This is a genomic window from Curtobacterium sp. GC_Cur_3, assembly GCF_026544205.1.
Classification (GTDB): Bacteria; Actinomycetota; Actinomycetes; order Actinomycetales; family Microbacteriaceae; genus Curtobacterium.
Genome location: NZ_JALNUI010000039.1, coordinates 1 through 25502, shown reverse-complemented (window position 1 = coordinate 25502; position 25502 = coordinate 1). Strand labels below are relative to the sequence as shown.

Here is a 25502-nt window from a genome sequence, read left to right as displayed (position 1 = left end):
CAGCAGCGTCGCGGGCGGCGCGGGCCTCGCGGCGGGTCTGGGGGGCGCTCACGGTGCGACCACCTCGCGAGCGGTCTCGGTGCGCAGGTCGAACGCGGCGTCGATGACGTCGAGCAGGTCGGAGCTGATCTCGGTGGAGAACTTCCGCGCGAACACGTGCTGGGGCTGTTCGCCCGGCTCCGTCCGACGCTCGAGCAGTCGGCCGGCGTCGGCGGTGGTCAGCCACGGCGGGCTCTTCTGCGCGGTGCCGTCCCACCCGATCCACCAGAGGGCGTGCGGGACGTGCTCCTCGGCGAAGTCCGGCACGAGGGCGGGGGAGCGCAGCACCGACGGCACGAAGGTCTCGTCGGCGATCCACACGCGCTTCCAGAACCGGACCAGGTCGGGACGGCTGTCGACGACCTCGACGACGGCCTCGGCGTGGTGCCTGGCGAGGACCTTGAGCTGCGAACCACCGGCGAAGACGACGTCACGCGGGACCCGGCGCGGCAGCGGCACCCGGAGCATGTGCTTGCGCCACGCCCAGTGCGGGAAGCGGATCCGCGAGGTCCCGCCGTCCCGACCCCACGCGGGGTGCGGCAGCGGCCGGGCGTCGACGAACGACTCCTCGGGGTGCGCCGCGAGCAGGTCCTGGATCTCCGACGCGTTCGCCAGCGGGTAGTCACTGCCGGTCAGCAGCGCGACGTGCGAGGCGTCCGTCTCGGCGAGCGCCGCACGGTACCCGGCGACCTCGGCGGCGACGTTCTCCCACTTCGCCCATCCGGTGCGGATCCGGGGCAGCACCCGGACACGCTCGGGCAGACCGTCGGTCATCTCCCGGAAGACGGACTCCGGGGTGCGCGCGTCGCAGTGCAGGAACACCGGGAACGGATCGAGCGCCTCGACGAGTCGGCGCACGTGCCGGGGGTCCTCATGGGCGAGGACGATGCACGCGAGAGCGGCTGGGGAGATGGCCATGGACGCGACGCTAACGGCGGCGTTCCCGCGCCGACAAGGCGATCAGGGGCCGACTGCGGGGAAGCGGCGGTTTCCCGCACCCACCCACCGATCCGCCGTGTGATCAGCGTTTCTTGCGGAACCGGGGGCAGTCGCACAGCGCGCAGTCACTGCCGCGTCGGTAATGCTCGTGCGCCGCCTGCTGGTGGCCGCAGACGCACGTCGCGGTGTCGGCCGCCCGGTCCAGCACGACGGTGGCGTCGTCGGGTGCGCGGTCGGTGCCGTCGGTCGTGCTGATGACGCCGAGCTCGGTCGTTGGGCCCAGCGACATGCGTCCTCCTCGTGCCCGACGTGCTGCCGTCGGGTCGTCCGCTGATTCTAGGGGGAACACGCCGCTCACGTAGCGGCAAACCGCAAGAGCCGCGACCGTCGCCGCAACCGCCCGCCGGCACCGTTGACCGCACCCCCTGGCCACCGGAGCATCGACGACATGACCGACCCCCAGGCGACCACGACCCGTGTGCTCACGATCACGCCCGCCATGCCCTCGCCCGACGCCCCGGCGTGGGCCGGTGCTGCCTGGGTCGGCGCCGTCGACCGGCAGGAGGCGCTCGCCGCGTCCGCCGTCGAGCTCGCCGGTGCCGCGGGCTTCCGCCGCGCTCGCCTGCTCGTCCGCGACGGCCGCGAGGTCGCCGGCTTCGTCGACGTGGCCGTCGACGCCAGCGGGGACGTGGACCTGACCGAGCTGGGACCGGCCCTCGACGCGCTCCGCACCACGAGCCTCCCGTCCGGCCCCGCCGGGACGCCGGTCGGCCGCGTCTCCGTCGTCATCGGCACCCGCGACCGTCCGGACGACGTCCGCACCTGCGTGCAGTCCGTCCTGGCGTCGGCGTACGACGACTTCGAGGTCTTCGTCGTCGACAACGCCCCGTCCACCACCGCGACCCGCGACGTGGTCGCGTCGTTCGCGGACCCCCGCGTCCACTACGTCCTGGAGGCCCGACCCGGCGTCTCCCGCGCACGGAACGCCGGTCTCGCCCTCGCCTCCGGCAGCGTGGTCGCCTTCGTCGACGACGACGTCGTCGTCGACCGGTCCTGGCTCGCCGGCGTCGCCGACGCCTTCGCCCGCGACGCGGACGTCGTCTGCGTGACCGGGCTCGTGCCGAGCGGCGAACTGCGGACCCCCACGCAGCGGTACTTCGACGAGCGGGTGACCTGGGCGCGGAACCTCGAGCGCCGGGTGTTCCGCACCGCGACCCCGCCGGCCGACCTGCCGCTGTTCCCGTTCTCCGTCGGCGCGTTCGGCACCGGCGCGAACATGTCGCTCCGACGCGAGCCCGCGCTCGCCCTCGGCGGGTTCGACGTCGCCCTCGGCCCGGGGACCCCGTCCCGCGCGGGCGAGGACCCCGACCTGTTCACCCGCGTGCTGCTCTCGGGTGGGGCGCTCGCCGTGGAGCCCTCCGCCTTCGTGTGGCACCGGCACCGTTCCGACCGGGCGGCCCTGCGGTCGCAGGCGCTCGGGTACGGCACCGGGCTCGGCGCCTGGGTCACGAAGCTGATGCTCCGCCCCGCGACGGCCTTCGCCGTGTTCCGCCGGGCGACCGGTGCGCTGAAGCAGCTCGGGGCGCTCGGCCAGGGCGCCGGGACCGACCAGGTGTCCGCTGCCGTGGACGCCGTCGGCGGGTGGCCCGTGGACGAGGAGTTCCGCGCTGCCACCGCCGGGCTCAAGCGCGTCGAGCTCGTCGCGGCGCTCGGCGGGCCATGGCGCTACCTGCTCGGCCGGCTGCGGTCGCGGCGGGGCTGAGGCGCGGGGGCGGTTGGCCGCCCGCTCCGCCCGCTCCGCTGACCCGCCTCGCTGGTCCGACTCGCTGATCCGCCTCGCTGGTCCGACTCGCTGGTCTGACTCGGAACGACATCGTGGTCGTCGTACGACAGCGAGGATGTCGTCTGATGCGGACGCCTGTGGGGCGTGCGCATGGTCCGACATCGCACGCGTCGTTCGACTCGTGCGGCGTCGTCTGATGTGAACGCATGTGGTGCGTGCGCATGATCCGACACGGCACGCGTCGTTCGACTCGTGCGGCGTCGGAGCATGCGGGCGGATCGCCTCCGGGCGACATCGTGGTCGTCGTACGACAGCGATGGTGTCGCGCGCCGCGGGACGACCGCGGCTGAGCGGGGCCGCGCGACTTCGTCGAGGTCGTACGACAGCGGTGGTGTCGCGCGCCGCAGGACGACCGCGGGTGAGCGGAGCGCGCGACAACGTCGAGGTCGTACGACAGCGATGGTGTCGCTCGGGTCTGGGGCCGAAGGGCGATCCCGAACCGCGCGACATCGTGGTCGTCGTACGACAGCGGTGGTGTCGCACGCCGCAGGACGACCGCGGGTGAGCGGAGCCGCGCGACATCGTGGTCGTCGTACGACAGCGGTGGTGTCGCCCGCGCGCGGCGCCCGCCGTCACGCCTGCGCTGGCCCCGACCCGGAACGACAACGTCGAGGGCGCACCCACCCGCCCCCCACGCACGACGACGCCGGGGCCACGAGGACCCCGGCGTCGCCGGACAGTGCAGCAGCAGCGCTGCCGGCGCCTACGCGCGGAAGCGCCCGGCCTCCACGTCACGCCAACGACGACGGCTGCGGTACCAGGCGGCGGGACCGGCCGGGAAGCCACGGAGCTCGTGGTACGCCAGGGACCGCGGGATGCGCGTGGTCGAGGCCTCGTTCGTGGTCTCGGCGGCCGCGTCACGACGACCGGCGAGCCGCGACGCCATCTGCTTCGCCTTGACCTTCGCGGCGAGCGGCATCAGGCGCGCGAGCACTGTCAGGTGGCGCTTGTCCTTCGCGGCGAGCGCGCACATCAGCGCGGTGAACCCGACGCCGTTGCCGTGCAGCTGCTTGTGCAGGTCCTCGACGGTCTGGCGGTGCCGGTGGTGCACGACGGCCTTCGGCTCGAAGCCGATGCGGCCACCGCGCCAGAGCGTCTCGATGAACATCGCGAGGTCCTCGCCGCCACGTGCGGGGGAGCCGGCACCGAGCGTGGTGTCGAACCCGCCGACGGTGTCGATGAGGGAGCGGCGGTACGCCATGTTCGCGCCGGCGCCGTACGCGCCGATGCCGTACACGGCGAAGGTCTTCCGGACGGTCCCGTCGGGACGCACCGCGGAGACACGGGCATGCCGCATCGCGCCCTTGACGTCGTCGGGGACGATCGTGACCGGGGCGAAGGTGCGCTCGGCGCTGAAGCCGCCGTAGTAGGCCTCGTACCAGATCTGCGCCGGGGTGGTGAGCTCGACGGGCAGGATGACACCGGTGACCGCGTCGAGGCCGGGCTCGCGGACGAACCGGGTGCCGATGGCGCGGAGCCACTGCGGGTCGACGCGGACGTCGTCGTCGGTGAACGCGATGACGTCACCGGTCGCGGCGGCCACACCGGCGTTACGCCCGGCGGAGAGCCCGGGGCGTCGCTCGGTGACCAGGCGGACGTTCCGGCCCTCGAGCATGCCGGGCAGCGCGTCGATGTCGGGGAGCTTCACGCGGTTGTCGACGAGGATGACCTCGTGGTCCGGGTAGTCGAGGTGCTCGAGGACGTCGAGCAGCTTCCCGAGGTCCTCGACCCGGTCGACGACGGTGGAGACCACGACGGAGATCGTCGGGAGGTCGTCGTCGGACACGGGGGCGTGGTCGTCGAAGGCGCCCTCCTCGACCATGGAGGACACCAGCGGCGCGAGCGCGCGGGAGGCGTCGGCCGGGTCGTTGGTGAGCAGGAGGTCGAGGGTGGTGACCGGGTACCCGTCGCGGTAGCCGATGACCAGCGCGGAGGCACCGGTCTCGTCCGCGACGAGCTCGGGCAGGGGAGCGTCGAGGTTGATGCCGATGACACGGCGCGGGCCGGGCACGTTGACGGCTGGGAGGGAGACCATGAGGGGGACGCTACGGTCGGCTGCCTGCTGCGGACAACGGACACCGGGGACCGTGGCGGTGTTCGTGCGGGGTTCCGCAGCCCGCCGCAGCAGTGAGCGCTCACCCAGCCAGTCTCCGGCAACGCGAAGGTCACACTCAGGTCACGGACCGCATGCAACCGGTTGCGCCCGCTGTGCACCGGGCGTAGCGTCACCGCCCAGCAGGCAGCGTCGCCTGCTCCAGGCCGGTGCCCTCGTCACACGACGGGCGCCGCCTGGTGATCTCGATGAGGAGACAACGCCGTGAAGAACACACGCGACACGATGCGTCTGGCATCGGTGGCCGGCATCGCCGTGATCGGCCTGGCACTGGCCGGCTGCTCGAGCGGGAGCTCGGCCTCGGACGACGCGAAGACCGGCCAGGACAGCCGCGGTCCGATCACGTACGTGCAGGGCAAGGACAACTCGAACGTCGTTCGCCCGCTGATCGCCAAGTGGAACAAGGCCCACCCCGACGAGAAGGTCACCTTCAAGGAGCAGTCCGACCAGGCCGACCAGCAGCACGACGACCTCGTGCAGCACTTCCAGGCCAAGGACGACGGCTACGACGTGGTCGACGTCGACGTGGTGTGGACCGCCGAGTTCGCCGCGAAGAGCTGGCTCACGCCGCTCAAGGGCGACATGGCGATCGACACCTCGAAGCTGCTGCCGTCGACCGTGAAGACGGCCACCTACAACGACACGCTCTACGCCGCCCCGCAGACCTCCGACGGCGCCCTGCTGTACTACCGCAAGGACCTCGTCAAGACCCCGCCCACCACCTGGGCGGAGATGATGAAGGACTGCTCGATCGCGAAGGACGCCGGCATCGGCTGCTACGCCGGCCAGTTCGCCAAGTACGAGGGGCTGACGGTCAACGCCTCGGAGGCCGTGAACGGCTCCGGCGGTTCGATCCTGAACGCGAAGGGCGCCCCGGACGTCGACACCTCGAAGGCCAAGGCCGGCCTGCAGAACCTCGTCGACGCGTTCAAGGACGGCAACATCCCGGCCGAGGCGATCACGTACCAGGAGGAGCAGGGCCGCACCGCGTTCGAGGACGGCAAGCTCCTGTTCCTGCGCAACTGGCCCTACGTCTACAACCTCGCCAAGACCGACGGCTCGTCGAAGGTGAAGGACACCTTCGGCATCGCCCCGATCCCCGGTGCGGACGGCGTCGGTGCGTCGACCCTCGGCGGCCACAACGCGGCGATCAGCGTGTACTCGAAGCACAAGGCCACGGCGCACGACTTCCTGGAGTTCCTGATCTCGAACGACACGCAGAAGTTCTTCGCGACGCAGGGCTCGCTCGCACCGGTCGTCGGTGAGCTCTACACGGACTCCGAGCTGACGGCGAAGCTGCCGTACCTGCCCACGCTGCTCGAGTCGATCAAGAGCGCCGAGCCCCGCCCGGTGACGCCCTTCTACCCGGCCGTGACGAAGGCGATCCAGGACAACTCCTACGCCGCGCTCAAGGGCTCGAAGAGCGTCGACGAGGCCATGAAGGACATGGACGCCGCCCTGAAGTCGGCGACCAGCAGCAACTAGCGACCCCGGTCGCGCGGCTCGCGCCGCACCGGACGGGAGGCTCGTGGCGACGCCGCCACGATCCTCCCGTCCGCCCCATCATGCGTTCCGACACCGGCAAGGAGGCCGTCAGTGTCAGCAGCAACCGAGATCCCCGCAGCCATCCCGAACCCCCAGGGGCTGGAGCCGCGGAAGCGGCGGAAGGGCGGGCTCAACGCGGAGCACGGCCGATGGGCCGTGTACCTCATCGGCCCGACGATCGTGCTCCTCGCCGTCGTCATCGGCTACCCCGTCGTCAGCGCGGTCATCCAGTCGTTCCAGCTCGACGCCGGACTCGACAAGGCGACCGGCCTGTTCGTCGCCGGCGGCTTCGCGGGCGTCACCAACTACGTGCACTGGCTCGGACAGCGGTGCGGCGAGGTCACCTGCCCACCCGGCAGCCTCGGCTCGCAGTTCTGGGTGGCGTTCGGCAACACGTTCTTCTTCACCGTCGTCACGGTCGTGCTCGAGACCGTGATCGGCCTGTGGATGGCCATCATCATGAACCGCAACTTCAAGGGCCGCGCGCTCGTCCGTGCCGCGATCCTCGTGCCGTGGGCCATCCCGACCGCCGTCACCGCGAAGCTCTGGTACTTCATCTTCGACGCGAACGGCGTGCTCAACCACGTCATCGGGCACCAGGTGCTCTGGTTCTCCGACGAGTGGGCGTCCCGGTTCGCGATCGTCATCGCCGACACCTGGAAGACGACGCCGTTCATGGCGCTGCTCATCCTGGCCGGGCTGCAGCTCATCCCGGACGAGGTCTACGAGGCGAGCAAGATGGACGGCGCCTCGACGATGCAGCGCTTCCTGCTCATCACGCTGCCGCTCGTCCGGCCGGCGCTGATGGTGGCCGTGCTGTTCCGGGTGCTCGACGCCCTCCGCATCTACGACCTCATCGCCATCATGACCGGCGGCGGCGGTGGTTCCGGCAACGCCACGGTCTCCCTCTCGGTGCTCGTCGTGGACCAGATCCGGCAGGGCTTCAACGCCGCGTCGGCCCTGTCCACGATCACCTTCGTCATCGTCTTCCTCGTCGCGTTCGTGTTCGTCCGGTTCCTCGGGGCGAACGTCGTGCAGACCCAGGCAGCCCAGCAGAAGGGTGAACTCAAGTGACCCTCGCAGCAGACCGACCCCGCGCCTCCGCCCGGTCCCGCGACCGCGCCGTCGACACCAGCGACGTGCGCGTCAAGCGGCACACGGGTCCCCGGGTCCGCACCGCGATCCAGGCGCTCGTCATCGCCGTGTGGTGCCTCCTGCCCTTCTACTGGATGATCGTCACGAGCTTCCGGGACGTCGGCTACACGTTCGACCCGACGCCGTGGTTCACGCACGTGACGCTGGACAACTACGCGACGGCGTTCTCGACCGCCCTCGGCAACCACCTGGGCCGCGCGCTGCTCAACAGCGTGTTCATCGGCGTGGTCGTGACGGTCATCGCGCTGCTCGTCGGCACCACGGCCGCCTACGCCCTGGCCCGGCTCGAGTTCCGCGGCAAGTCCCTCATCGCCGGCGCGATCCTCGCCGCGTCGATGTTCCCGGGCGTCGCGCTGATCTCCCCGCTGTTCCAGCTCTTCACCGACATCGGGTGGATGGGCTCGTACCAGGCGCTGATCCTGCCGAGCATCTCGTTCGTGCTGCCGCTGACGGTGTACACGCTGGCGTCGTTCTTCCGCGAGATGCCGTGGGACCTCGAGGAGGCGGCCCGGATCGACGGCTGCACCCGCGTGCAGGCGTTCCGCCGGATCATCCTGCCGCTCGCCGCCCCCGCGGTGTTCACGACGGCGATCCTGGCGTTCATCTCGTCCTGGAACGAGTACCTCATCTCGTCCCAGCTCTCGAGCGACGCCACCCAGCCGGTCACCGTCGCGATCGCGTCCTTCGCCGGGTCACAGCCGCACCAGGAGCCGTACACGGCGGTGATGGCGGCGGGGACGATCGTCACGATCCCGCTCGTCATCCTCGTGCTCGTGTTCCAGCGGCGCATCGTGGCCGGGCTCACCGCCGGCGGCGTGAAGGGCTGACGGTCGTGGCGCTCAAGGCACCCCGCCGCCCGACGGCAGCGATCGAGGAGGCCATGGGCTTCGTCGGCTTCTTCGGCGTCGTGTTCCTCGTCGTCACCGTCGCCTGCGAGCTGTCCGGTCGGCCGGCGCTCGGCTGGGCGCTGACGCTCCTCGCACTGGTCCTCGTCGTCGTCGTGCTCGACCGCTGGCGGGTCCGGGTGCTCCGGCGGACGGCGGCGACGTCAGGCCCCACGCCCGCGGTCCCGAGCCGGGCCCCCGGGGGCGCGACGCGCGCGTCGGACGGCTGACGAGCCTCCCGGTCGGGGCACCGCGTGGGGATCCAGGAGATCGCGACCGTCACCGGACTGTCGAAGGCGACGGTGTCGCGGGCGCTGCGCGGGCTGCCGTCGGTGGCGGAGACGACCGTCGACCACGTGCGACGGGTCGCCGACGAGCTCGGGTACGTGCCGAGCTCGGCGGCGGCCGGGCTGGCCACCGGACGGCAGCGCGCGGTCGGCGTGGTCGTGCCGGTCATCGACCGGTGGTTCTACGCCAAGGCCATCGGCGGCGTCGACGTCGAACTGCGTCGGGCCGGGTACGACCTGGTGCTCTACAACCTCGGCGGGCCGGGAGGCGACCGGGACCGGGCGTTCCGACGGTCGATGCTGCGACACCGGGTGGACGCGCTCGTGCTGCTCTCGCTCGTGCTCGACGAGACGGAGCGCTCCGAGCTGGAGCTCACCCGGCACCCGATGATCGTGATCGGGGGACCGGCACCCGGCCTCCGGAACGTCGGGGTCGACGACGTCGCGGTCGCGGCCACCGCGGTCGGACACCTGCTCGGGCTCGGACACCGGCGGATCGCCTACGTCGGCGGGCAGGACGAGGCCGGCATGAACGTCGCGGTGCCGTTCCGACGGCGGGACGGGTTCCTCGACGCGATGGCGGCCGCCGGACTGGAGGTGCCGCGGTCGTGGCTGGCCGACGGACGGTTCTCGTTCGCCGGGGGAGCGGCAGCGGGCGCGGTGCTGCTCGCCGAGTCCGCGTCCGAACGTCCGACCGCCGTGTTCTGTGCCTCGGACGAGATGGCGCTCGGGGTGCTGCTCGCGGCACGGCGGCTCGGGCTCCGCGTGCCGGGTGAGCTGTCGGTGATCGGCATCGACGGGCACGAGTACGGCGCCGCCGTGGGCCTGACGACCATCGCGCAGGACCCCGAGGCGCAGGGGCGGGTGGCCGCGCGGGCGGTGCTCGCCGAGGTCGACGGCGCTCGGCCCGGGGTCGTGCCGCCCGCCGCGGCGACGCTCGTGGTGCGGGGGACGACCGGGGTGCCGGCGGGGTAGGGGAGCGGGCCTGCCGGGCGCGTTCGCGGGGGCGGGCGGACAGCGCCCCGCGCGTGCACGGCGCCACGCCGCCCCATGCCCCCGGCGTACGCTCGCCCGCATGGAGGTCACCAAGCTCGAGCACGCCTGCCAGGTCGTCACCATCGACGACGCCCGCCTGGTGATCGACCCCGGCGGCTTCACCCGTCCGGTCGAGGCCACCGGTGTCGTCGCCGTCGTCGTCACCCACGAGCACCCCGACCACGTCACGCCCGAGCAGGTCGCCGGCATCCTCGAGCGCAACCCCGGAGCCGTCGTCCTCGGCCCGGCCGGCGTCGCCCTGGCGCTGCCCGACGTCGACGTCGAGGTCGTCACCGACGGCGACCACCGCACGGTCGGCCCGTTCGAGCTCACCTTCCACGGGACCCGGCACAACGTCATCCACCGCTCCGTCCCCGTCGTCGACAACACCGGGGTGCTGGTGAACGGCCGGCTCTTCCACCCCGGCGACGCCTACACGGTCCCGGACGTGCCGGTCGAGGTCCTCGCCGCACCCGTCGGCGCCCCGTGGCTCAAGGTCGCCGAGATGATGGACTTCGTCGCCGCCGTGGGCCCGCGTCGCGCGTACCCGGTGCACGAGGCAACCCTGTCCGACGTCGGCTTCGACATGCACCTCGGCCGGCTCCGGGAGGCGGTCGCACCGACCGGGTCGGTCGTCGTGCTCACTCCGGGGGAGTCGCTCACGATCTGACGCTGGTCACCGTCAGGACAGCCGGGAGGCTCGGGTCGGCTCCGTCAGCCGGCGCGGCTCCGTCACACGGCCAGGGTCCTGCGGACGGCCCGGGTCCGTCAGTCGGCTCGGGTCCGCAGGCGCTCGCCGACGATCCGGTCGAGGGCGAGTGCGTCCCAGGGGGCGTGGCGCTCGGCGTCGTTGTCGAAGTAGACGAACGTGTCCCGCCCGGCGTCGAGGTGCTCGAGGACCGTCGTCGCCCACGCGCCGAGCGCCTGCGCGGAGTAGCCGTCGTGGTAGGTCCGCGGCGCACCGTGCAGCCGCAGGTACGCGATCGGTGCACCGGTGTCGTGCCGGTGTCGCGGGAAGTCGCCGGCGTGTGAGTCCACGAGGGCGACGCGGTGCCGACGGAGGACCTCGAGGTGCTCGTCGGTGACGGCCTCCGCAGCGGCCGACCGGATCTCGAGCGCGTGGTGGATGACGGTGCCCGGGGCGGCGACCGGGTCCACCGAGGCCGTCGGCACCTTGTCGTCGTGCTGCGCGGCGAGCTCCCCAGCGGCAGCGTGGGTCGTCGGGAGCTCCGCGAGGAAGGCGTCGAGCAGCTCCGGACTCGGCGTCAGGCGTTCGGGCAGCTGCCAGAGCACGGGGCCGAGGGCGTCGCCGAGCTCGAGCGGCCCCGAGGCGAAGAAGTTCGCCAGTGCCGTGTGCACGTGCCGGAGCCGGAGCATGTGGGTCACGTAGCGGCCGCCCTTCACCGCGAACCGGAAGGGCTGCGCGGTCGTCGCTGCCCGCCACGCGCGGTACCGTTCGGGCCGCTGCAGCGAGTAGAAGGAGCCGTTCAGCTCGACCGTCGGGAAGCGCTCCGCGACGTGCTCCAGCCACCGGCGCTTCGCGAGGTGCTCCGGGTAGAAGTCACCGCGCCAGCCGTCGTACTGCCAGCCGGACAGCCCGATGCGGAGCGTGGCCGGATGGGCTCCGTCGACATGGACCGCGTGCGCCCGGGCGTCTCGGTCCACCGTCATCGGTCCACCGTAGGCGCTCGCCGCAGCGCGGCACACCGGGACGACACACCGCGTTTTGGCAGGCTGCGCCGCTTGTGCCATACTTGTCGAGTTGTCGGAACGGCCCCATCGTATAGCGGCCTAGTACGCTGCCCTCTCACGGCGGTAACGCGGGTTCGAATCCCGCTGGGGTCACCACAGGTGACATGCTCCGAGTCCGACAACAGGCATGGGAACACTGTTCCTCCGTGCCAGCCGCGGCCCCATCGTATAGCGGCCTAGTACGCTGCCCTCTCACGGCGGTAACGCGGGTTCGAATCCCGCTGGGGTCACCAGCACTGAACGCCCTCGTCCACACGGACGGGGGCGTTCGTCGTTCCGCTTCCGGCCGGCCGATGCTCAGGCGCCGACGGTGACGCTCCGCACGACGAATCGCGGGACCTCCACGGCGAGCGTCGCACGGCAGGTCGTGTACGTCGCGGCGGTCTGCACCCGCTCGAGGTCGACTCGGACGCGGTGTCCCTCGGCGTCGAGGTCGACGGACCAGTCGGAGCCGTCCATCGTCGGCTCGGACACCGACACCGGCCGGAACGCGTCGATGCGGTCGTCCCCGGTCTCGGCGACGGCGGCCGCGATCGCCGCCTGCTCGACGTGCGTGTGTGTCGACCGACCGCGGAACCCGAGGGGTGCGACGCGTCCACGGAGGTACTGCTCGGCGATGACGACGGGGTCGTGCTCGTCGACGCGGCCGTGGTTCAACCCGTGCGGGAAGACCATCGTCGTGGCCGCGAACCGGTCGCCGCCGAGGTGGGAGCACTCCCACGTCTCGTCGGGGTAGGCGGCCGCGAGCCGTTCGACCGCCGAGCGCCCGCGGACCGCGCAGCACTCGTCGTGACGGCCGTGCGCGCACACCGCGAAGACCGGTCGGTCGGACAGCTCGCCCGTGCTGCCGTCGAGCGGGAGCGTCAGGAGCTCCTCGGGCCCGTCGACCTCGCCCCACCGCACCGTGGGCTGCTCGGCGTCCGAGTCGACCACGGCCCACCGCCAGCGTCCGGCGCCGCGGAGGCGTCCGGTCCGGCGGATCGCGAGGATGCGCATGCCGGCACGCTGAGCGCGGCGGGCGAGGGCGGTGCCGATCTCGGGCGGGAGGACCGGCGACTGCGTCCAGACGTCCCAGCCCCAGGCGCTCGCGACCTCCACGAGCAGCCACCGACGCCCCGGGGAGGCGGTGGCGACCAGGTCCTCGTCGCTCGCCCGGGAGCGCGCGCTGCACGCCGGACCGCCCTGTGACCGGGGCGGTCCGAGCGCAGGGCCCGTTCGGCGCCACTCGGTCACGGGACGGGTACCAGGACGCCTTCCCGGAGGAGCCGGCGGACCACGACGACGGCGTCGTCCTCGTCGAGCGCGGGGAGCGACCCGACCGCGAGCGTCTCGCCGCCGTGCAGCGCCCGGACCGCTTCGAGTGCGATGCCGGGCAGCCGGACCGTCTTCGACGGCAGCACGATGGCGACCTGTCCCGCGTCCTCGCGGACCGCGGCGTGCAGCTCGTCGCGCCAGCGGACCCGGTCGGGCCCCGTCAACCCCGCGGCGACCTCGACGGTGTGCAGCGGGCGGACCGGCTCCGCACGGGTCGACCGACGGAAGCGGGACCCGACGCGGACCGCGACCTCGTCCACCGAGGACCCGTCGGCCGCGCCCTGGAGGGAGGCGATGAGGTCCTCCGCTGCGGCGCGGACGTCGTCGGCGATCTGGGCCGGGTCGGCGAGGTCGACGCCGAGGGGCAGCGAGGCACGCAGGCGGTCCGACCGGAGTGCTCGGCCGATGAGGTCCCGCGCCAAGTCGGCCCGGGTGACCGCGGGCATGCCGATGGTCAGGTGGATCGTGGTGCCGACGAGCGCCGTCGCTGAGTGCAGCCACCCGCGCGGCAGGTACAGGGCGTCGCCGGGGGAGAGCACGGTGTCGATCGCCGGTTCCCCGGCAGCCTGTGCGGCCACCGCGTCACGGCGGTCACCCCACGGCTCGTCGGCGAAGGGCAGCTCGTGGACCGGCTCGTGGATGACCCAGCGCTTCTGGCCCGCGATCTGCAGCACGAACACGTCGTGCACGTCGTAGTGGGGGTCGAAGCCGCGGGACGACGCCGGGGTGATGTAGGCGTTGACCTGCGCGGGGTGTCCGAGTTCGGCGACGAGCCTCCGGGTGAACTCCTGCAGCGGCGGCCACGTGCGGTGCAGCCCCTGCAGGACGATGGTCGACCCCGCGGCGAACTCCGCCAGCACCTTCTCGGAGCTGACCTGGTCACCGACCTCGGCGCCGTAGCCACCCGGTGCGGTGAAGGCACTCGGCGCCAGCACCGAACCTTCCTTGGCCATCCGGATGAACGGCGTGCGGAGGCCCCGGACCGAGAGCAGCTCGTCGGCGGCCTCGGTCGAGAAGAGGTCGTCGAACGTCGTCCCGAGGTCGGCGGCACTGCTCAGCAGCGCGCGCTTGCCCCAGTGGTCCGCAGCGAACTCCGCGACGGAGACGGCGATGCACCGGTCGAGGGCGCTCACCGTCCCCGTCGTGTCGGGCTCTCGGCTCACGCCGAGCCGTCCGCACCGCCGTCGTGGCCGTTCGGGTTGGCGCCGCCGTCCGCGGGGCCCTCGCCGGCGTCGGCTGAGCCATCGGCACCGCCGTCGTGGCCGTTCGGGTTGGCGCCGCCGTCTGCGGGGCCTTCGCCGGCGTCCGCGGAGCCGTCGGCACCGCCGTCGTGGCCGTTCGGGTTCGCGCCGCCGTCCGCGGGGCCTTCGCCGGCGCTCTGGGTGTCCGTCGTGATGTCGTCGTCGTTGATGCTCATGGAGGTCCCTCTCGTCAGTCGGCCGGAGTGCCGTCTGCGCCCGAGAGTAGGACGTCCGCCTGGCCACGGTCCAGGATTGGTCGGGTGAACGACGAGCGACCACCACACCACCGCCCGGGGCTCATCGGGCTGGTCGCACTCGGTGGTGCGCTCGGCACCGGTGTCCGTGCGGTGCTCGCGGACCTCCTGCCTGCGGTGGACGGCGTGAGCTGGACCGTCCTCGGCATCAACGTCGTCGGGGCGTTCTGCCTCGGGCTGCTCCTCGACGTCCTGGCGCGTCGTGGGCCGGACGTCGGGCGACGGCGCACCGTCCGGCTGTTCGTCGGCACGGGGGTCCTCGGCGGCTTCACGACCTACAGCACGCTCGCCGACGACACGGCCCGGCTGCTCGACGCGGGTCGGTGGGCCGCGGGGAGCGGGGACGCGCTGCTCTCCGTGCTGCTCGGGCTCGCGGCGGTCGTCGCGGGACTCTGGACGGCCGGACGCCTCCGCGGACAGGGGCGTGCACGGTGAACGCCTTCGAGCTGCTGCTCGTCGCCGTCGGGGGCGGTGTCGGCGCCGCGCTGCGCTTCGTGCTGGACGGCACCGTGAAGGCGCGCGTCGCCCGGTTCCCGGTCGGCACGATGGTCATCAACGTCTCCGGGTCCTTCGTCCTCGGCCTGCTGACCGGCCTCGGTGAGGCGGGCACCCTGCCGATCCCGGCAGTCGCAGTGCTCGGCACGGGCATGATGGGTGGGTACACGACGTTCTCGACGGCGAGCGTCGAGACCGTGCAGCTCCTCCGATCCGGCAAGACCCGGCTCGCCGTCCTGAACGGCCTCGGGATGCTCGTCGTCTCGGTCGGCGCAGCTGCGCTCGGCCTCTGGATCGGAAGGAACCCATGACCTCGGAACGCCCCGGCGAACTCGTCCTCGTCCGCCACGGTGAGACGGAGTGGTCCAAGAGCGGCCAGCACACCGGCCGCACGGACATCCCGCTCACCGACAACGGCATCGAACAGGCCGAACGAGCTGGTCGGTACCTGGCCGACCGCGAGTTCGCGCTCGCGCTGTCCAGCCCGCTGCAGCGCGCCCGGGCCACGGCGGAGCTCATCGGCGTCGACCCCGAGCTCGACGACGACCTGTACGAGTGGGACTACGGCGCCTACGAGGGCCTGACCACACCCCAGATCAAGGTGCAGCGCCACGGGCCGTGGGACCTCTGGACCGACGGCGTCCCCGCGGGTGCCACGCCGGGTGAGAGCGCCGCAGAGGTCCGGGTCCGGGCAGAACGCGTCCTGAACCGCGCCCGGCCGTTCCTCGCCGAGGGGCACGACGCCGTCTTCATCGCGCACGGACACGTCCTGCGCGCGATCGGTGCCGCGTGGATCCGACTCGCCCCGCAGGACGGCGCGGTGCTGAAGCTCGGCACGGCCTCGGTCAGCATCCTCGGCTACGAGCACGGCCGCCCGGTCATCGACGCCTGGAACCTGCAGCCGCGCTAGTCGCCCGCCCCGAGCACCATCGCCATCCCGAGGCTCGGGGCGACGTCGTCGAACCCGAGTGCGCGGGAGAGCCGCTGCCCGGGCGGATCGCCGACGAGCGACAGGGACGCGCCCTCCGGTGCCGGGACGCCGTCGGCGTCCCGGTCAGACGGTGCGGATCGCGCTCGTGGCCCCGAGCGCCCGCCCGCGCCGCCGCTCGATGCCCCGCCCGACGACGAGCAGCGCGACGCTGACCAGGGCGCCGAGGGTCGTCTGCGCGATCCGGTCGAGCGCCAGGAGCTCCGGCGCCTCGGGCAGGCTCAGCCACGAGACCGCGAGCGCGAGCGGCGTGAGGAACAGCAGGCACACGGCGTAGTGCCGCGCCACGAAGATCTCCGCGAAGAACTGGCCGACCACCGCGATCACGACGATCCACCACAGCCCCGGCTCGAGCAGCAGGATGCCGACCGCGATGACGGTGCCGCCGACCGTGCCGACGAGGCGCTGCACCGCGCGGACGACCGTGTGGCGCTGTCGCAGGGCCGGCAGGATCGACACCACCGCGATGACCGCCCAGTACGGGTGCCCGAGCCCGGGGACCGCCTCGGCGACGGCCCCGGCGACGAGGGCGCCGACGACGTTGAGCCCCACGGTCTCCCAGAGCGCGGCGGTCCGGAGCACCGACAGGTCGCGGTGCTTCCGGTCGCCGAGCGGTCGGAAGGCGTGCGGGGCGCGCCGGTGGCCGATCCGCCGGACCACGGCACCGGACATCGCGACGAGCCACGCCCACACGACGGACCCGAGGATGATCGTCGTCACGAGGGGCAGGTCGGCCGGTCGGAGCGGCACGAGCGCGGAGACCACGAACGCGAACACCGGGAAGATCGGCTGCGCGGGGATGGACCGCAGCGCGCTGAGCGTGCCGATCGCGACGACCAGCACGACGACGAGCCCGACCGCCTGCAACCAGAGCGGCGCCCCGACGAGCGCGACACCGATGCCTGCGAACATGCACAGCGTCTGCAGCACCCCGGCGACCGCGGTGGTGACGGCTCGCTGTCGGTAGGGCTCCGTCTGTCCGAAGATCGCCGTGAACCCGGCGAACATCGCGAAGGCCGCGTAGCCGGGCATGCCCAGGGCGATGAGCAGGGCGAGCGGCGCCCCGCCGGCGATCGCGGCGCGTGCTGCGCCCTCGAGGTTGACGGTGCGGGACGAGTGTGGCGGCTTCTGCATGACCCGGCCATCCTCTCACCGCGACACGTGTCGGCCAACGGCGGACGAGCCTCCCGGCCGGGAGGACCGGCCACGGGACGGGGTGGGCCCGTTGGTATACCAGTGGTAGCATCGCTGCACCGCACCGCGACAGCGGGGTGGACGGACACGAACCGAAGGGTCGAGAGCATGGGCAGGACGCTCGCCGAGAAGGTGTGGGACGACCACGTCGTCGTCAAGGGCGAGGACGGCAACCCCGACCTCCTCTACATCGACCTCCACCTCGTGCACGAGGTGACGAGCCCGCAGGCCTTCGACGGGCTGCGGCAGGCCGGCCGTCCGGTGCGTCGACTCGACCTGACGATCGCGACCGAGGACCACAACACGCCGACGCTCGCCATCGACCGCCCCATCGCGGACCCGACGAGCCGCGTCCAGATCGAGACGCTCCGGCGCAACTGCGAGGAGTTCGGCGTCCGCCTGCACTCGCTCGGCGACAAGGAGCAGGGCATCGTCCACGTGGTCGGTCCGCAGCTCGGACTGACCATGCCGGGCATCACCGTCGTCTGCGGCGACTCGCACACCTCGACCCACGGGGCCTTCGGGGCCATGGCGTTCGGCATCGGCACGAGCGAGGTCGAGCACGTCCTCGCGACGCAGACCCTGCCGCTGAAGCCCTTCAGGACGATGGCCGTCACGGTCGAGGGCACGCTCAGGACGGGCGTCACCGCGAAGGACATCATCCTCGCCGTGATCGCGCAGATCGGGACGGGTGGTGGGCAGGGCTACGTGCTCGAGTACCGCGGCTCGGCGATCCGGGCGCTCTCGATGGAGGGCCGCATGACGATCTGCAACATGTCGATCGAGGCCGGGGCCCGCGCCGGCATGGTGGCACCTGACCAGACCACGTACGACTACGTCCAGGGCCGCGACCACGCGCCGACCGGCGCCGACTGGGACGAGGCCGTCGCGTACTGGGACACCCTCGCCACCGATGACGACGCGGTCTTCGACGCCGAGGTGTTCATCGACGCGGACACCCTGGAGCCCTTCGTCACCTGGGGCACGAACCCCGGCCAGGGCGTCTCGCTGTCGCAGTCCGTGCCCGACCCGGCCAGCTACGCGGACCCGAACGACCGCGCTGCGGCCTCCCGGGCGCTGGAGTACATGGACATCGCCGCCGGCACCCCGATGAAGGACATCGCCGTCGACGCGGTCTTCATGGGGTCCTGCACGAACTCCCGGATCGAGGACCTCCGGGCCTTCGCGTCCGTGATCAAGGGCCGCGAGAAGGCGCCCGGCGTCCGCGTCATGGTCGTGCCCGGGTCCGCCCGTGTCCGGCTCGAGGCCGAGGCCGAGGGGCTCGACAAGGTCTTCACCGACTTCGGTGCCGAGTGGCGCTTCGCCGGGTGCTCGATGTGCCTCGGCATGAACCCGGACCAGCTGGCTCCGGGGGAGCGGTGCGCGAGCACCTCGAACCGCAACTTCGAGGGACGCCAGGGCAAGGGCGGCCGCACGCACCTCGTGTCGCCGCTCGTCGCAGCGGCGACCGCGGTGCGCGGGACGCTCTCGAGCCCCTGGGACCTGACGAACGAGCACGAGGCCGCACTCGAAGGAGCCGTCTGATGGACGCCATCACCACCGTCACCGGGATCGCCGCACCGCTGAAGCGGTCGAACGTCGACACCGACCAGATCATCCCCGCCGTGTACCTGAAGCGCGTCACGAAGACGGGCTTCGAGGACGCGCTGTTCTCCGGCTGGCGCCAGGACCCCGACTTCGTCCTGAACCAGGAGCGGTACCAGGGCGCGAAGGTCCTGGTCGCCGGACCGGACTTCGGCACCGGGTCGTCCCGTGAGCACGCCGTGTGGGCGCTCCGCGACTTCGGGTTCTCGGTCGTGGTCTCACCCCGTTTCGCGGACATCTTCAAGGGCAACGCGGGCAAGCAGGGCCTGGTCACCGCGATGGTCTCCGAGCCCGACGTGGAGCGGCTCTGGGCCGAGATCGAAGCGCACCCGGGGATCGAGGCCACGGTGGACCTCGTGACCCAGCGCGTGTCGCTGGGCGATGTGGACGTGGCATTCGAGATCGACGCCTACACTCGTTGGCGGTTGATGGAAGGGCTCGACGACATCGGGCTCACCCTCCGTGACGAGACCTCGATCACGGAGTTCGAATCCCGCCGGGCATCCTGGCGGCCGAAAACATTGCCGGTGAAGTAGTGAACTCTCTCGTACAGGACGCAGCAGCAGCAGGAGCGCGCGTGGGACTCAAGTCGGACGAGATCGTCATCCGCGGTGGCAAGCCGCTGGTCGGACGCATCGAAGTCCGTGGGGCCAAGAACCTCGCGACCAAGGCCATGGTGGCCTCCCTGCTCGGCGACACCCCCTCGATCCTCAAGGACGTCCCGGACATCTCCGACGTCAAGGTCGTCCGGGCGCTGCTCGAGGTGCACGGCGTGCGCATCACGGACCCTGCACGAGGCGAGCTCATCCTCGACCCGTCGAACGTCGAGTCGGCCCACTTCGCCGAGATCGACGCCCACGCCGGCTCGAGCCGCATCCCGATCCTGTTCTGCGGCCCGCTGCTGCACAAGCTCGGCGAGGCCTTCATCCCCGACCTCGGTGGCTGCCGCATCGGCGACCGTCCGATCGACTTCCACCTCGACGCCCTCCGGGCCATGGGCGCGGTCGTCGACAAGCAGATCTCGGGCATCCACATCACGGCGCCGAACGGCCTCAAGGGCGCAGACATCGAGCTGCCGTACCCGAGCGTCGGCGCGACCGAGCAGGTCCTGCTGTCCGCCACGCTCGCCGACGGCACCACCGAGCTCCGCAACGCCGCGATCGAGCCTGAGATCATGGACCTCATCGCGATCCTGCAGAAGATGGGCGCGATCATCACGGTCGAGCCGAACCGCACGATCTTCATCGAGGGCGTGAAGTCGCTCCGCGGCTACACCCACCGTGCGATCAACGACCGCAACGAGGCCGCCAGCTGGGCCTCCGCCGCACTCGCGACGAACGGCGACATCTTCGTCGAGGGCGCGAAGCAGCAGGAGCTCATGACGTTCCTCAACGTCTTCCGCAAGGTCGGCGGCGGGTTCGACATCCAGGAGGACGGCATCCGGTTCTACCGGGAGCTCGAGGTCCTGAAGCCCGTCGTCATCGAGACCGACGTGCACCCCGGCTTCATGACCGACTGGCAGCAGCCGCTCGTCGTCGCCCTGACGCAGGCCGAGGGCCGCAGCGTCGTGCACGAGACCGTCTACGAGAACCGCTTCGGCTTCACCGACGCCCTGAACGAGATGGGTGCCGACATCGTCGTGCACAAGGAGGGGCTGCCCGGGCACGACCGCCGCGTCGCCCGCCGTCCGTTCGAGCAGGCCGCGGTCATCACCGGCCCGACCAAGCTCCACGGCGCGAACGTCCGCGTCCCCGACCTCCGCGGTGGCTTCAGCCACCTCATCGCGGCGCTGACCGCCGAGGGCGAGTCGCACATCACGAACGTGGGCATCATCAGCCGCGGGTACGAGCACTTCATCCCGAAGCTGCGCAAGCTCGGGGCGGACTTCGACTTCGCCGGCTGAGATGGCTGCACGATCGCACGGGGACGGGTCTGACCGCTCCGACGACGGCCGCGCTCTGGACACCGTGACCACCGGCCTCCCCAACCCGGGCCGGCGGTGGAAGCGGGGCGAGCGCAACATCGCCTTCCGCATCACCTCGGTCTTCGTGATCCCGCTGTTCCGGTGGGTGTCGGCGTACCGCTGGCATGGCCCGAACCGCCTGCCCGAGCACGGGGCGTTCGTCCTCGCGCCGAACCACTACACGAACATCGACCCCCTGGTGGTCGGCACCGCGGTGTGGGTGTCCCGTCGCCTGCCGCGGTTCCTCGCCAAGGCGTCGATCTTTCGCGTGCCGGTCGTCGGGCGTCTGATGACGGGCATGGGGCAGATCCCCGTCGAGCGGTCGGGGCGCACGCGCCTCAACGACCCCCTCGGCGGTGGCCGCAGCCTGGTCGAGCAGGGCGGCGCGGTGATCGTCTACCCCGAGGGCACGCTCACCCGTGACCCGGACCTGTGGCCGATGCGCGGCAAGACCGGTGCCGCCAGGATCGCGCTCGAGAACGACGTCCCGCTCATCCCGATGGCTCACTGGGGCACGCAGCGGATCATGCCGCGCTACTCCAAGCAGCTGCACCTGTTCCGCCAGGCGCACGTGGACGTCATCGTCGGTGAGCCCATCGACCTGTCGGCGTACCGCGGCAAGCCCCTCGACCAGCAGCTGCTCGCCGAGGTGACGGCGGAGCTGATGGCGCAGATCACCGCGCTCGTCGAACAGCTCCGCGGCGAACGGGCCCCGGAGAAGCGCTGGGACCCGAGTGCGAACAACCAGAAGGAGACCGGCAAGTTTGAGTGACGCAGCCGACCGGACCACCGCGCCCGGCCTCCGCCCGCACGACGACCACCCGGACCCCTCCGTCGCCGCGCGCGGCGCCGTCGACACCGCGGCCATCCGAGTCGTCATGCAGTCCACCGACAAGCCGCGCGTCGCCGTCATCGGTGCCGGGAGCTGGGGCACCACGTTCGCGAAGGTGCTCGCCGAGGGCGGCGCGGAGACGGTCCTCTGGGCCCGCCGTCCGGAGATCGCCCGCGAGATCACCGAGACCAAGCGCAACTCGGAGTACCTGCCCGGCATCAACCTGCCCCGCACCCTGACCGCGAACACCTCGCTGGCCCGGGTGCTCGAGGGCGCCGAGCAGGTCTACGTCTCGGTGCCGTCGCAGACCCTGCGCTCGAACCTCGACGCGATCCGCGAGCTGCTGCCCGCTGGCGTGCCCGTCGTCAGCCTGATGAAGGGCGTCGAGAAGGGCACGGGCCTCCGGATGAGCGAGGTCCTGCTCCAGGGCCTCGGCATCGACCAGGACCGCATCGCGGTCGCGAGCGGACCGAACCTGGCGCTCGAGATCGCCCGCCGCCAGCCCACCGCCGCCGTCATCTCGTCCTCGAGCGCGGACACCGCGACCGCCGTCGCCGCGGTCGCCACGAACCCGTACTTCCGGTCCTTCATCAACACGGACGTCATCGGCACCGAGTTCGGCGGCGTGCTGAAGAACCTCATCGCCGTCGCGATCGGCATCGTGGACGGCGTCGGGTACGGCGAGAACACGAAGGCGTCGATCATCACGCGCGGCCTCGCCGAGATGACCGAGTTCGCGGTGTCGCTCGGCGCGCAGCCCTCGACGCTGTCCGGGCTCGCGGGCCTCGGCGACCTCATCGCCACGTGCCAGTCCCCGCTCTCGCGCAACAACACCGCCGGCCGGCTGCTCGGCCAGGGGTACCGCTTCGACGAGGTCGTCCGGCAGATGAACCAGACCGCCGAGGGGCTCGCCTCCGTCGCGCCGATCCTCGAGCTCGCCGCGGCGAACGGCGTCGACATGCCCATCGTGGGCCAGGTGGCCGAGGTCCTCGCCGGTAGGCTCGATCCGCGCAACATCGCACCGCACCTCACCGAGACCGACGAGCCCCAGGGCGAGTGACCGGTCCGGCCACTCTGCAACCAGGAGCGTCCATGACCAGCACCACCACCGTCGTCGTCCTGTTCGGCGGCCGCTCCAGCGAGCACGAGATCAGCTGCGTCACCGCCGGCGGCATCATGGACGCCGTCGACCGGACCGTGTACGACATCGTCCCCGTCGGCATCACCAAGGACGGCGACTTCACGCTGCAGCCGGACGACCCGTCGGCGTGGGCCCTGCGCGGCCAGCACCTGCCGGTGGTCCCGGACAACGGCACACGCGTGCGGTTCCCGAGCGCGGCCGAGCCCCGCGAGCTCACGGTCGAACACCCCGACGGCTCCGTCACCACCGTGGCCGTCGACATCGTCTTCCCGATCCTGCACGGCCCGTTCGGCGAGGACGGCACCATCCAGGGCATGCTCGAGATCGCCGGGCTGCCCTACGTCGGGGACGGCGTGCTCGCCAGTGCCCTGGCCATGGACAAGCACGTCGCCAAGGCGGTCCTCGAACACGCCGGTCTGCGGGTCGCCCCGTGGTCGACGGTGCTGCGCCGCGAGTGGGACGCGGACCGCCTCGGCATCGCCGAGAGCATCGCGGTCCACGGCTGGCCGCTGTTCGTCAAGCCCGCCCGCGCCGGGTCGAGCATGGGCGTCTCGCGCGTCGACGAGCCGTCCGAGCTCGGCGCCGCGATGGACCTCGCCTTCGAGCACGACAGCAAGGTCATCGTCGAGCCCCGCGTGCTGGGCCGCGAGGTCGAGGTCGCCGTGCTCGAGGGCCGTGACGGCGTCCCGCGCACCAGCCTGCCCGGCGAGATCGTCGTCGCCGAGGACGGCTTCTACGACTTCGCCGCCAAGTACCTCGGCGGTGACGAGCAGCTCCTCTGCCCGGCGCCCCTGACCGAGGACGAGACCGACGCGATCCGTTCCATCGGTGCCCGCGCGTTCGAGGCCATCGGCGGCTCGGGCCTGGCCCGCGTCGACTGCTTCCTCACCGACGACGGCTTCGTCGTGAACGAGGTCAACACGATGCCCGGCTTCACCCCGTTCTCGATGTACCCGCGGTGCTGGGCGGCCACCGGGATGTCCTACCCGGAGCTCGTCGCCGAGCTCATCGAGCTGGGTCGCGCCGCGACCCGCTGACGCGCTCGCTGCCCCCGCGCGTGGCGAGTCCTTCCGCACGCGGGCAGTCGTCCCGCGTGGAGGTCGTCCCGCGCGTACGAGGTCGACTCGCGCGTGGTGGGTCGTTTCGCGCGTAGGTCGTCGGAAGTTCTGACCTGCAACGCGCGATCTGACTCGCCGCCGGAGCGTCAGCAGGTGGGAAGCTGCGTCACACCGGACGGGAGGCTCGGTGTCGGACCTGCACCGAGCCTCCCGTCCGGTGACTGGTCGCCACACACCGCGCGCTGACCGCCGAACGGTCACCCGTCGTCGCCTGCGGCGCCGTCAGGCGACGGGTCCTGGCCGCTCGTCGGACGTGAGCGGGGTGTCCTGACCGGTCAGCCCTGCACCTGGGACGGGTCGAGGCACTCGTGGCCGTCCTTCGGCAGGGAGTCGACCGCGTTGCCGATGTCCTGCAACACGGAGGCCGTCGCCTTCGACGTGTCGATGACGACCTGCACGGCCGGATCGCGCCCGAACGTCGTGTAGACGACCTGCTTGCCGCGGTCGTCGCGGATCCAGTCGACGGACCCCTGCGAGAAGCACGGCAGGTCGGAGACCGTCGGGACGGCCACGCCGCAGTGGTAGACGGCGGCCGAGGGGTCGCCCCACGCGGCGGTCGACTGCGCGTTCGTGTTCCGGAGCGCGTACTTCGTGTCGACGGTCTCCGGGAGCCGGACCTGCGCGGTGGCACACGCCGCGGCGTTCGCTGACGGGGCGGCCGACATCGGGACGGCGTTCGTGCACCCGGTGAGCACACCTGCCACGGCGACGAGCAGCCCGAGTCCGGCGGTGATCCGGGTGGTGCGGCGCGCGGTGTCCATCGTCGACCAGGCTACCGTTCTCGTGTGGACGAGACGGACGAGTCGAGCGGACCCGTGGACCCCTGGACCGGACCGACCGTGGGGGAGCTGGGCGAACTCGTCGTGCTCGACCGGGTGACCTCCCGGCTGCCGACGGGCTCGCCGCTGGTGGGCCCCGGGGACGACTGCGCGGTGGTGGCCGCGCCGGACGGACGCTTCGTCGTCACGACGGACCTCATGGTGCACGGGCCGGACTTCCGGTGGGCGTGGTCCTCGCCCGAGGACGTCGGATGGAAGGCCGCCGCCACGAACCTCTCGGACGTGGCCGCGATGGGCGCGGTGCCGTCCGGGCTGGTCGTCGCGCTGGCGGCGCCGCAGGACACCCCCGTGGCGGTACTCGAGGGCATCGCCGACGGCTTCCGGCTGGCGGTCGCGGCACTCGCGCCCGGCTGCGGCGTCGTGGGTGGGGACCTGTCGACCTCGTCGGCGTTCACGGTCGCGGTGACGGCCTTCGGCGACCTCGAGGGCCGGGCTCCGGTGCTCCGGTCGGGTGCCCGGGTCGGGGACGTGCTGGCGGTGTCGGGCGAACTCGGGGCCGCGGCACGAGGACTCGGGCGCCTGTTCCGCGACGGCGTCGACGCGCACGGGGAACCCTCCGCGGCAGCGGTGCTTGCGTCGGGACTGGACTCCGACCCGGACGTCGGACGGCAGCGTCGGCCGGTGCCACCGATCGCTGACGGTGTCGCCGCCGGGGTCGGCGGGGCCACGGCGATGCTCGACCTGTCGGACGGGCTCGCGATCGACGCCGGGCGCCTCGCGCGGGCCAGTCGGGTGACGCTCGAGCTCGACGCCGGTGCGGGTGGTGGTGCCGTCTTGGATGAGATCGCGCTGCACGGGGGCGAGGACCACGGCCTGCTCGCGACCTTCCCCGCGGACGTCGCACTGCCCGGGGGGTTCCGTCGCGTCGGGGTCGTCGTCCCGCGTGGCGAGGCCGATCTGCTGCGCGCGGGCGAGCCCGTGCCGAC

At 72.1% G+C, this 25502-nt stretch carries 26 protein-coding genes and 2 tRNA genes; 19 read left to right on the top strand and 9 right to left on the bottom strand.

The features are described from left to right. Positions 1-48 precede the first annotated feature (48 nt). A complete protein-coding gene (locus OXR63_RS16310) occupies positions 49-957 on the bottom strand; it encodes a beta-1,6-N-acetylglucosaminyltransferase (RefSeq protein ID WP_267424975.1) in 909 nt (302 codons plus the stop codon). Positions 958-1060: 103 nt separating this feature from the next. Next, positions 1061-1267 (bottom strand): hypothetical protein, encoded by a 207-nt coding sequence (locus OXR63_RS16305; RefSeq protein WP_267424974.1) that lies wholly within the window; start codon positions 1265-1267, stop codon positions 1061-1063. Positions 1268-1426: 159 nt separating this feature from the next. On the opposite strand from OXR63_RS16305, the gene OXR63_RS16300 reads away from it, so the two are divergent. Further along, a complete protein-coding gene (locus OXR63_RS16300) occupies positions 1427-2740 on the top strand; it encodes a glycosyltransferase family 2 protein (RefSeq protein ID WP_267424973.1) in 1314 nt (437 codons plus the stop codon). A gap of 784 nt (positions 2741-3524) precedes the next feature. Here the strand turns inward: OXR63_RS16300 and OXR63_RS16295 are convergent. Beyond that, positions 3525-4856, bottom strand: coding sequence for a glycosyltransferase (locus OXR63_RS16295; RefSeq protein ID WP_267424971.1), 1332 nt, complete (start codon positions 4854-4856; stop codon positions 3525-3527). 303 nt (positions 4857-5159) lie between these two features. Between OXR63_RS16295 and OXR63_RS16290 the strand changes: the two genes are divergently transcribed. The 6 genes from OXR63_RS16290 to OXR63_RS16265 all read left to right on the top strand — a co-directional run bounded on the left by OXR63_RS16290 (position 5160) and on the right by OXR63_RS16265 (position 10510). After that, on the top strand, positions 5160-6419 hold the full coding sequence (locus OXR63_RS16290; protein WP_267424981.1) for an ABC transporter substrate-binding protein: 1260 nt from the start codon (positions 5160-5162) through the stop codon (positions 6417-6419). A 111-nt stretch (positions 6420-6530) separates the two neighbouring features. Next, positions 6531-7553, top strand: coding sequence for a carbohydrate ABC transporter permease (locus OXR63_RS16285; protein WP_374116150.1), 1023 nt, complete (start codon positions 6531-6533; stop codon positions 7551-7553). Positions 7554-7618: 65 nt separating this feature from the next. Then, positions 7619-8461 (top strand): carbohydrate ABC transporter permease, encoded by an 843-nt coding sequence (locus OXR63_RS16280; protein WP_267424978.1) that lies wholly within the window; start codon positions 7619-7621, stop codon positions 8459-8461. Positions 8462-8466: 5 nt separating this feature from the next. After that, entirely contained in the window at positions 8467-8748 is a 282-nt protein-coding gene (locus OXR63_RS16275) for a hypothetical protein (protein ID WP_267424969.1), read from the top strand. Positions 8749-8772: 24 nt separating this feature from the next. Then, complete coding sequence (locus OXR63_RS16270; protein ID WP_267424966.1) at positions 8773-9780, top strand: LacI family DNA-binding transcriptional regulator; 1008 nt, start codon at positions 8773-8775, stop codon at positions 9778-9780. 100 nt (positions 9781-9880) lie between these two features. After that, on the top strand, positions 9881-10510 hold the full coding sequence (locus tag OXR63_RS16265; protein ID WP_267424964.1) for an MBL fold metallo-hydrolase: 630 nt from the start codon (positions 9881-9883) through the stop codon (positions 10508-10510). A gap of 98 nt (positions 10511-10608) precedes the next feature. Here the strand turns inward: OXR63_RS16265 and OXR63_RS16260 are convergent, their stop codons facing one another. Continuing rightward, positions 10609-11511 carry a DUF72 domain-containing protein gene (locus OXR63_RS16260; RefSeq protein WP_267424961.1) on the bottom strand — a complete coding sequence of 301 codons (903 nt, stop codon included), beginning with the start codon at positions 11509-11511 and terminating at the stop codon, positions 10609-10611. A 101-nt stretch (positions 11512-11612) separates the two neighbouring features. On the opposite strand from OXR63_RS16260, the gene OXR63_RS16255 reads away from it, so the two are divergent. Together OXR63_RS16255 and OXR63_RS16250 are read left to right on the top strand one after the other, a co-directional pair. Continuing rightward, positions 11613-11688, top strand: a tRNA-Glu gene (locus tag OXR63_RS16255). A 61-nt stretch (positions 11689-11749) separates the two neighbouring features. Next, a tRNA-Glu gene (locus OXR63_RS16250) sits at positions 11750-11825 on the top strand. A gap of 64 nt (positions 11826-11889) precedes the next feature. Here OXR63_RS16250 and OXR63_RS16245 read toward each other — a convergent pair. The 3 genes from OXR63_RS16245 to OXR63_RS16235 form a co-directional block, all read right to left on the bottom strand. Next, complete coding sequence (locus OXR63_RS16245) at positions 11890-12690, bottom strand: sucrase ferredoxin (protein ID WP_267424960.1); 801 nt, start codon at positions 12688-12690, stop codon at positions 11890-11892. A 131-nt stretch (positions 12691-12821) separates the two neighbouring features. After that, a complete protein-coding gene (locus OXR63_RS16240; RefSeq protein WP_267424958.1) occupies positions 12822-14039 on the bottom strand; it encodes a cupin domain-containing protein in 1218 nt (405 codons plus the stop codon). 26 nt (positions 14040-14065) lie between these two features. Continuing rightward, positions 14066-14323, bottom strand: a complete 258-nt coding sequence (locus OXR63_RS16235; RefSeq protein ID WP_267424957.1) for a BatC protein — start codon at positions 14321-14323, stop codon at positions 14066-14068. Between the two features lie 84 nt (positions 14324-14407). Here OXR63_RS16235 and OXR63_RS16230 point away from each other — a divergent pair, with 84 nt between their 5' ends. Genes OXR63_RS16230 through OXR63_RS16220 form a run of 3 tightly spaced genes read left to right on the top strand, consistent with a single transcriptional unit; the run spans position 14408 to position 15806 of the window. Beyond that, positions 14408-14836 carry a fluoride efflux transporter FluC gene (locus tag OXR63_RS16230; RefSeq protein WP_267424956.1) on the top strand — a complete coding sequence of 143 codons (429 nt, stop codon included), beginning with the start codon at positions 14408-14410 and terminating at the stop codon, positions 14834-14836. Then, complete coding sequence (gene crcB, locus OXR63_RS16225; protein WP_267424955.1) at positions 14833-15207, top strand: fluoride efflux transporter CrcB; 375 nt, start codon at positions 14833-14835, stop codon at positions 15205-15207. Before OXR63_RS16230 ends, crcB begins: the two co-directional genes overlap by 4 nt. Next, entirely contained in the window at positions 15204-15806 is a 603-nt protein-coding gene (locus OXR63_RS16220) for a histidine phosphatase family protein (RefSeq protein ID WP_267424953.1), read from the top strand. The genes crcB and OXR63_RS16220 overlap by 4 nt, the downstream gene beginning before the upstream one ends. 144 nt (positions 15807-15950) lie before the next feature. Here the strand turns inward: OXR63_RS16220 and OXR63_RS16215 are convergent, their stop codons facing one another. Beyond that, complete coding sequence (locus tag OXR63_RS16215) at positions 15951-17018, bottom strand: FUSC family protein (protein ID WP_267424951.1); 1068 nt, start codon at positions 17016-17018, stop codon at positions 15951-15953. A 168-nt stretch (positions 17019-17186) separates the two neighbouring features. On the opposite strand from OXR63_RS16215, the gene leuC reads away from it, so the two are divergent. From leuC to OXR63_RS16185, 6 genes are all read left to right on the top strand, one after another. Beyond that, positions 17187-18623 (top strand): 3-isopropylmalate dehydratase large subunit, encoded by a 1437-nt coding sequence (gene leuC / locus OXR63_RS16210; RefSeq protein WP_267424949.1) that lies wholly within the window; start codon positions 17187-17189, stop codon positions 18621-18623. Further along, on the top strand, positions 18623-19219 hold the full coding sequence (leuD, locus tag OXR63_RS16205; RefSeq protein ID WP_267424947.1) for a 3-isopropylmalate dehydratase small subunit: 597 nt from the start codon (positions 18623-18625) through the stop codon (positions 19217-19219). Before leuC ends, leuD begins: the two co-directional genes overlap by 1 nt. After that, complete coding sequence (murA, locus tag OXR63_RS16200; RefSeq protein WP_071273028.1) at positions 19219-20586, top strand: UDP-N-acetylglucosamine 1-carboxyvinyltransferase; 1368 nt, start codon at positions 19219-19221, stop codon at positions 20584-20586. Before leuD ends, murA begins: the two co-directional genes overlap by 1 nt. A gap of 64 nt (positions 20587-20650) precedes the next feature. After that, the gene (locus OXR63_RS16195) at positions 20651-21418 is read left to right on the top strand and encodes a lysophospholipid acyltransferase family protein (protein WP_267424944.1); all 768 of its coding nucleotides are present in this window, start codon (positions 20651-20653) and stop codon (positions 21416-21418) included. A gap of 106 nt (positions 21419-21524) precedes the next feature. Then, positions 21525-22538: an NAD(P)H-dependent glycerol-3-phosphate dehydrogenase gene (locus tag OXR63_RS16190; protein ID WP_267424976.1), complete on the top strand. Its 1014-nt coding sequence runs from the start codon at positions 21525-21527 to the stop codon at positions 22536-22538. 32 nt (positions 22539-22570) lie between these two features. Beyond that, positions 22571-23656, top strand: coding sequence for a D-alanine--D-alanine ligase family protein (locus OXR63_RS16185; RefSeq protein WP_267424942.1), 1086 nt, complete (start codon positions 22571-22573; stop codon positions 23654-23656). 356 nt (positions 23657-24012) lie between these two features. On the opposite strand, the gene OXR63_RS16180 is transcribed toward OXR63_RS16185, so the two are convergent. Beyond that, positions 24013-24498, bottom strand: a complete 486-nt coding sequence (locus OXR63_RS16180) for a DUF3515 family protein (protein ID WP_267424940.1) — start codon at positions 24496-24498, stop codon at positions 24013-24015. 24 nt (positions 24499-24522) lie between these two features. On the opposite strand from OXR63_RS16180, the gene thiL reads away from it, so the two are divergent. Then, positions 24523-25502 (top strand): thiamine-phosphate kinase (gene thiL, locus OXR63_RS16175; RefSeq protein WP_267424938.1); only part of this gene is annotated, 980 nt, incomplete at its 3' end.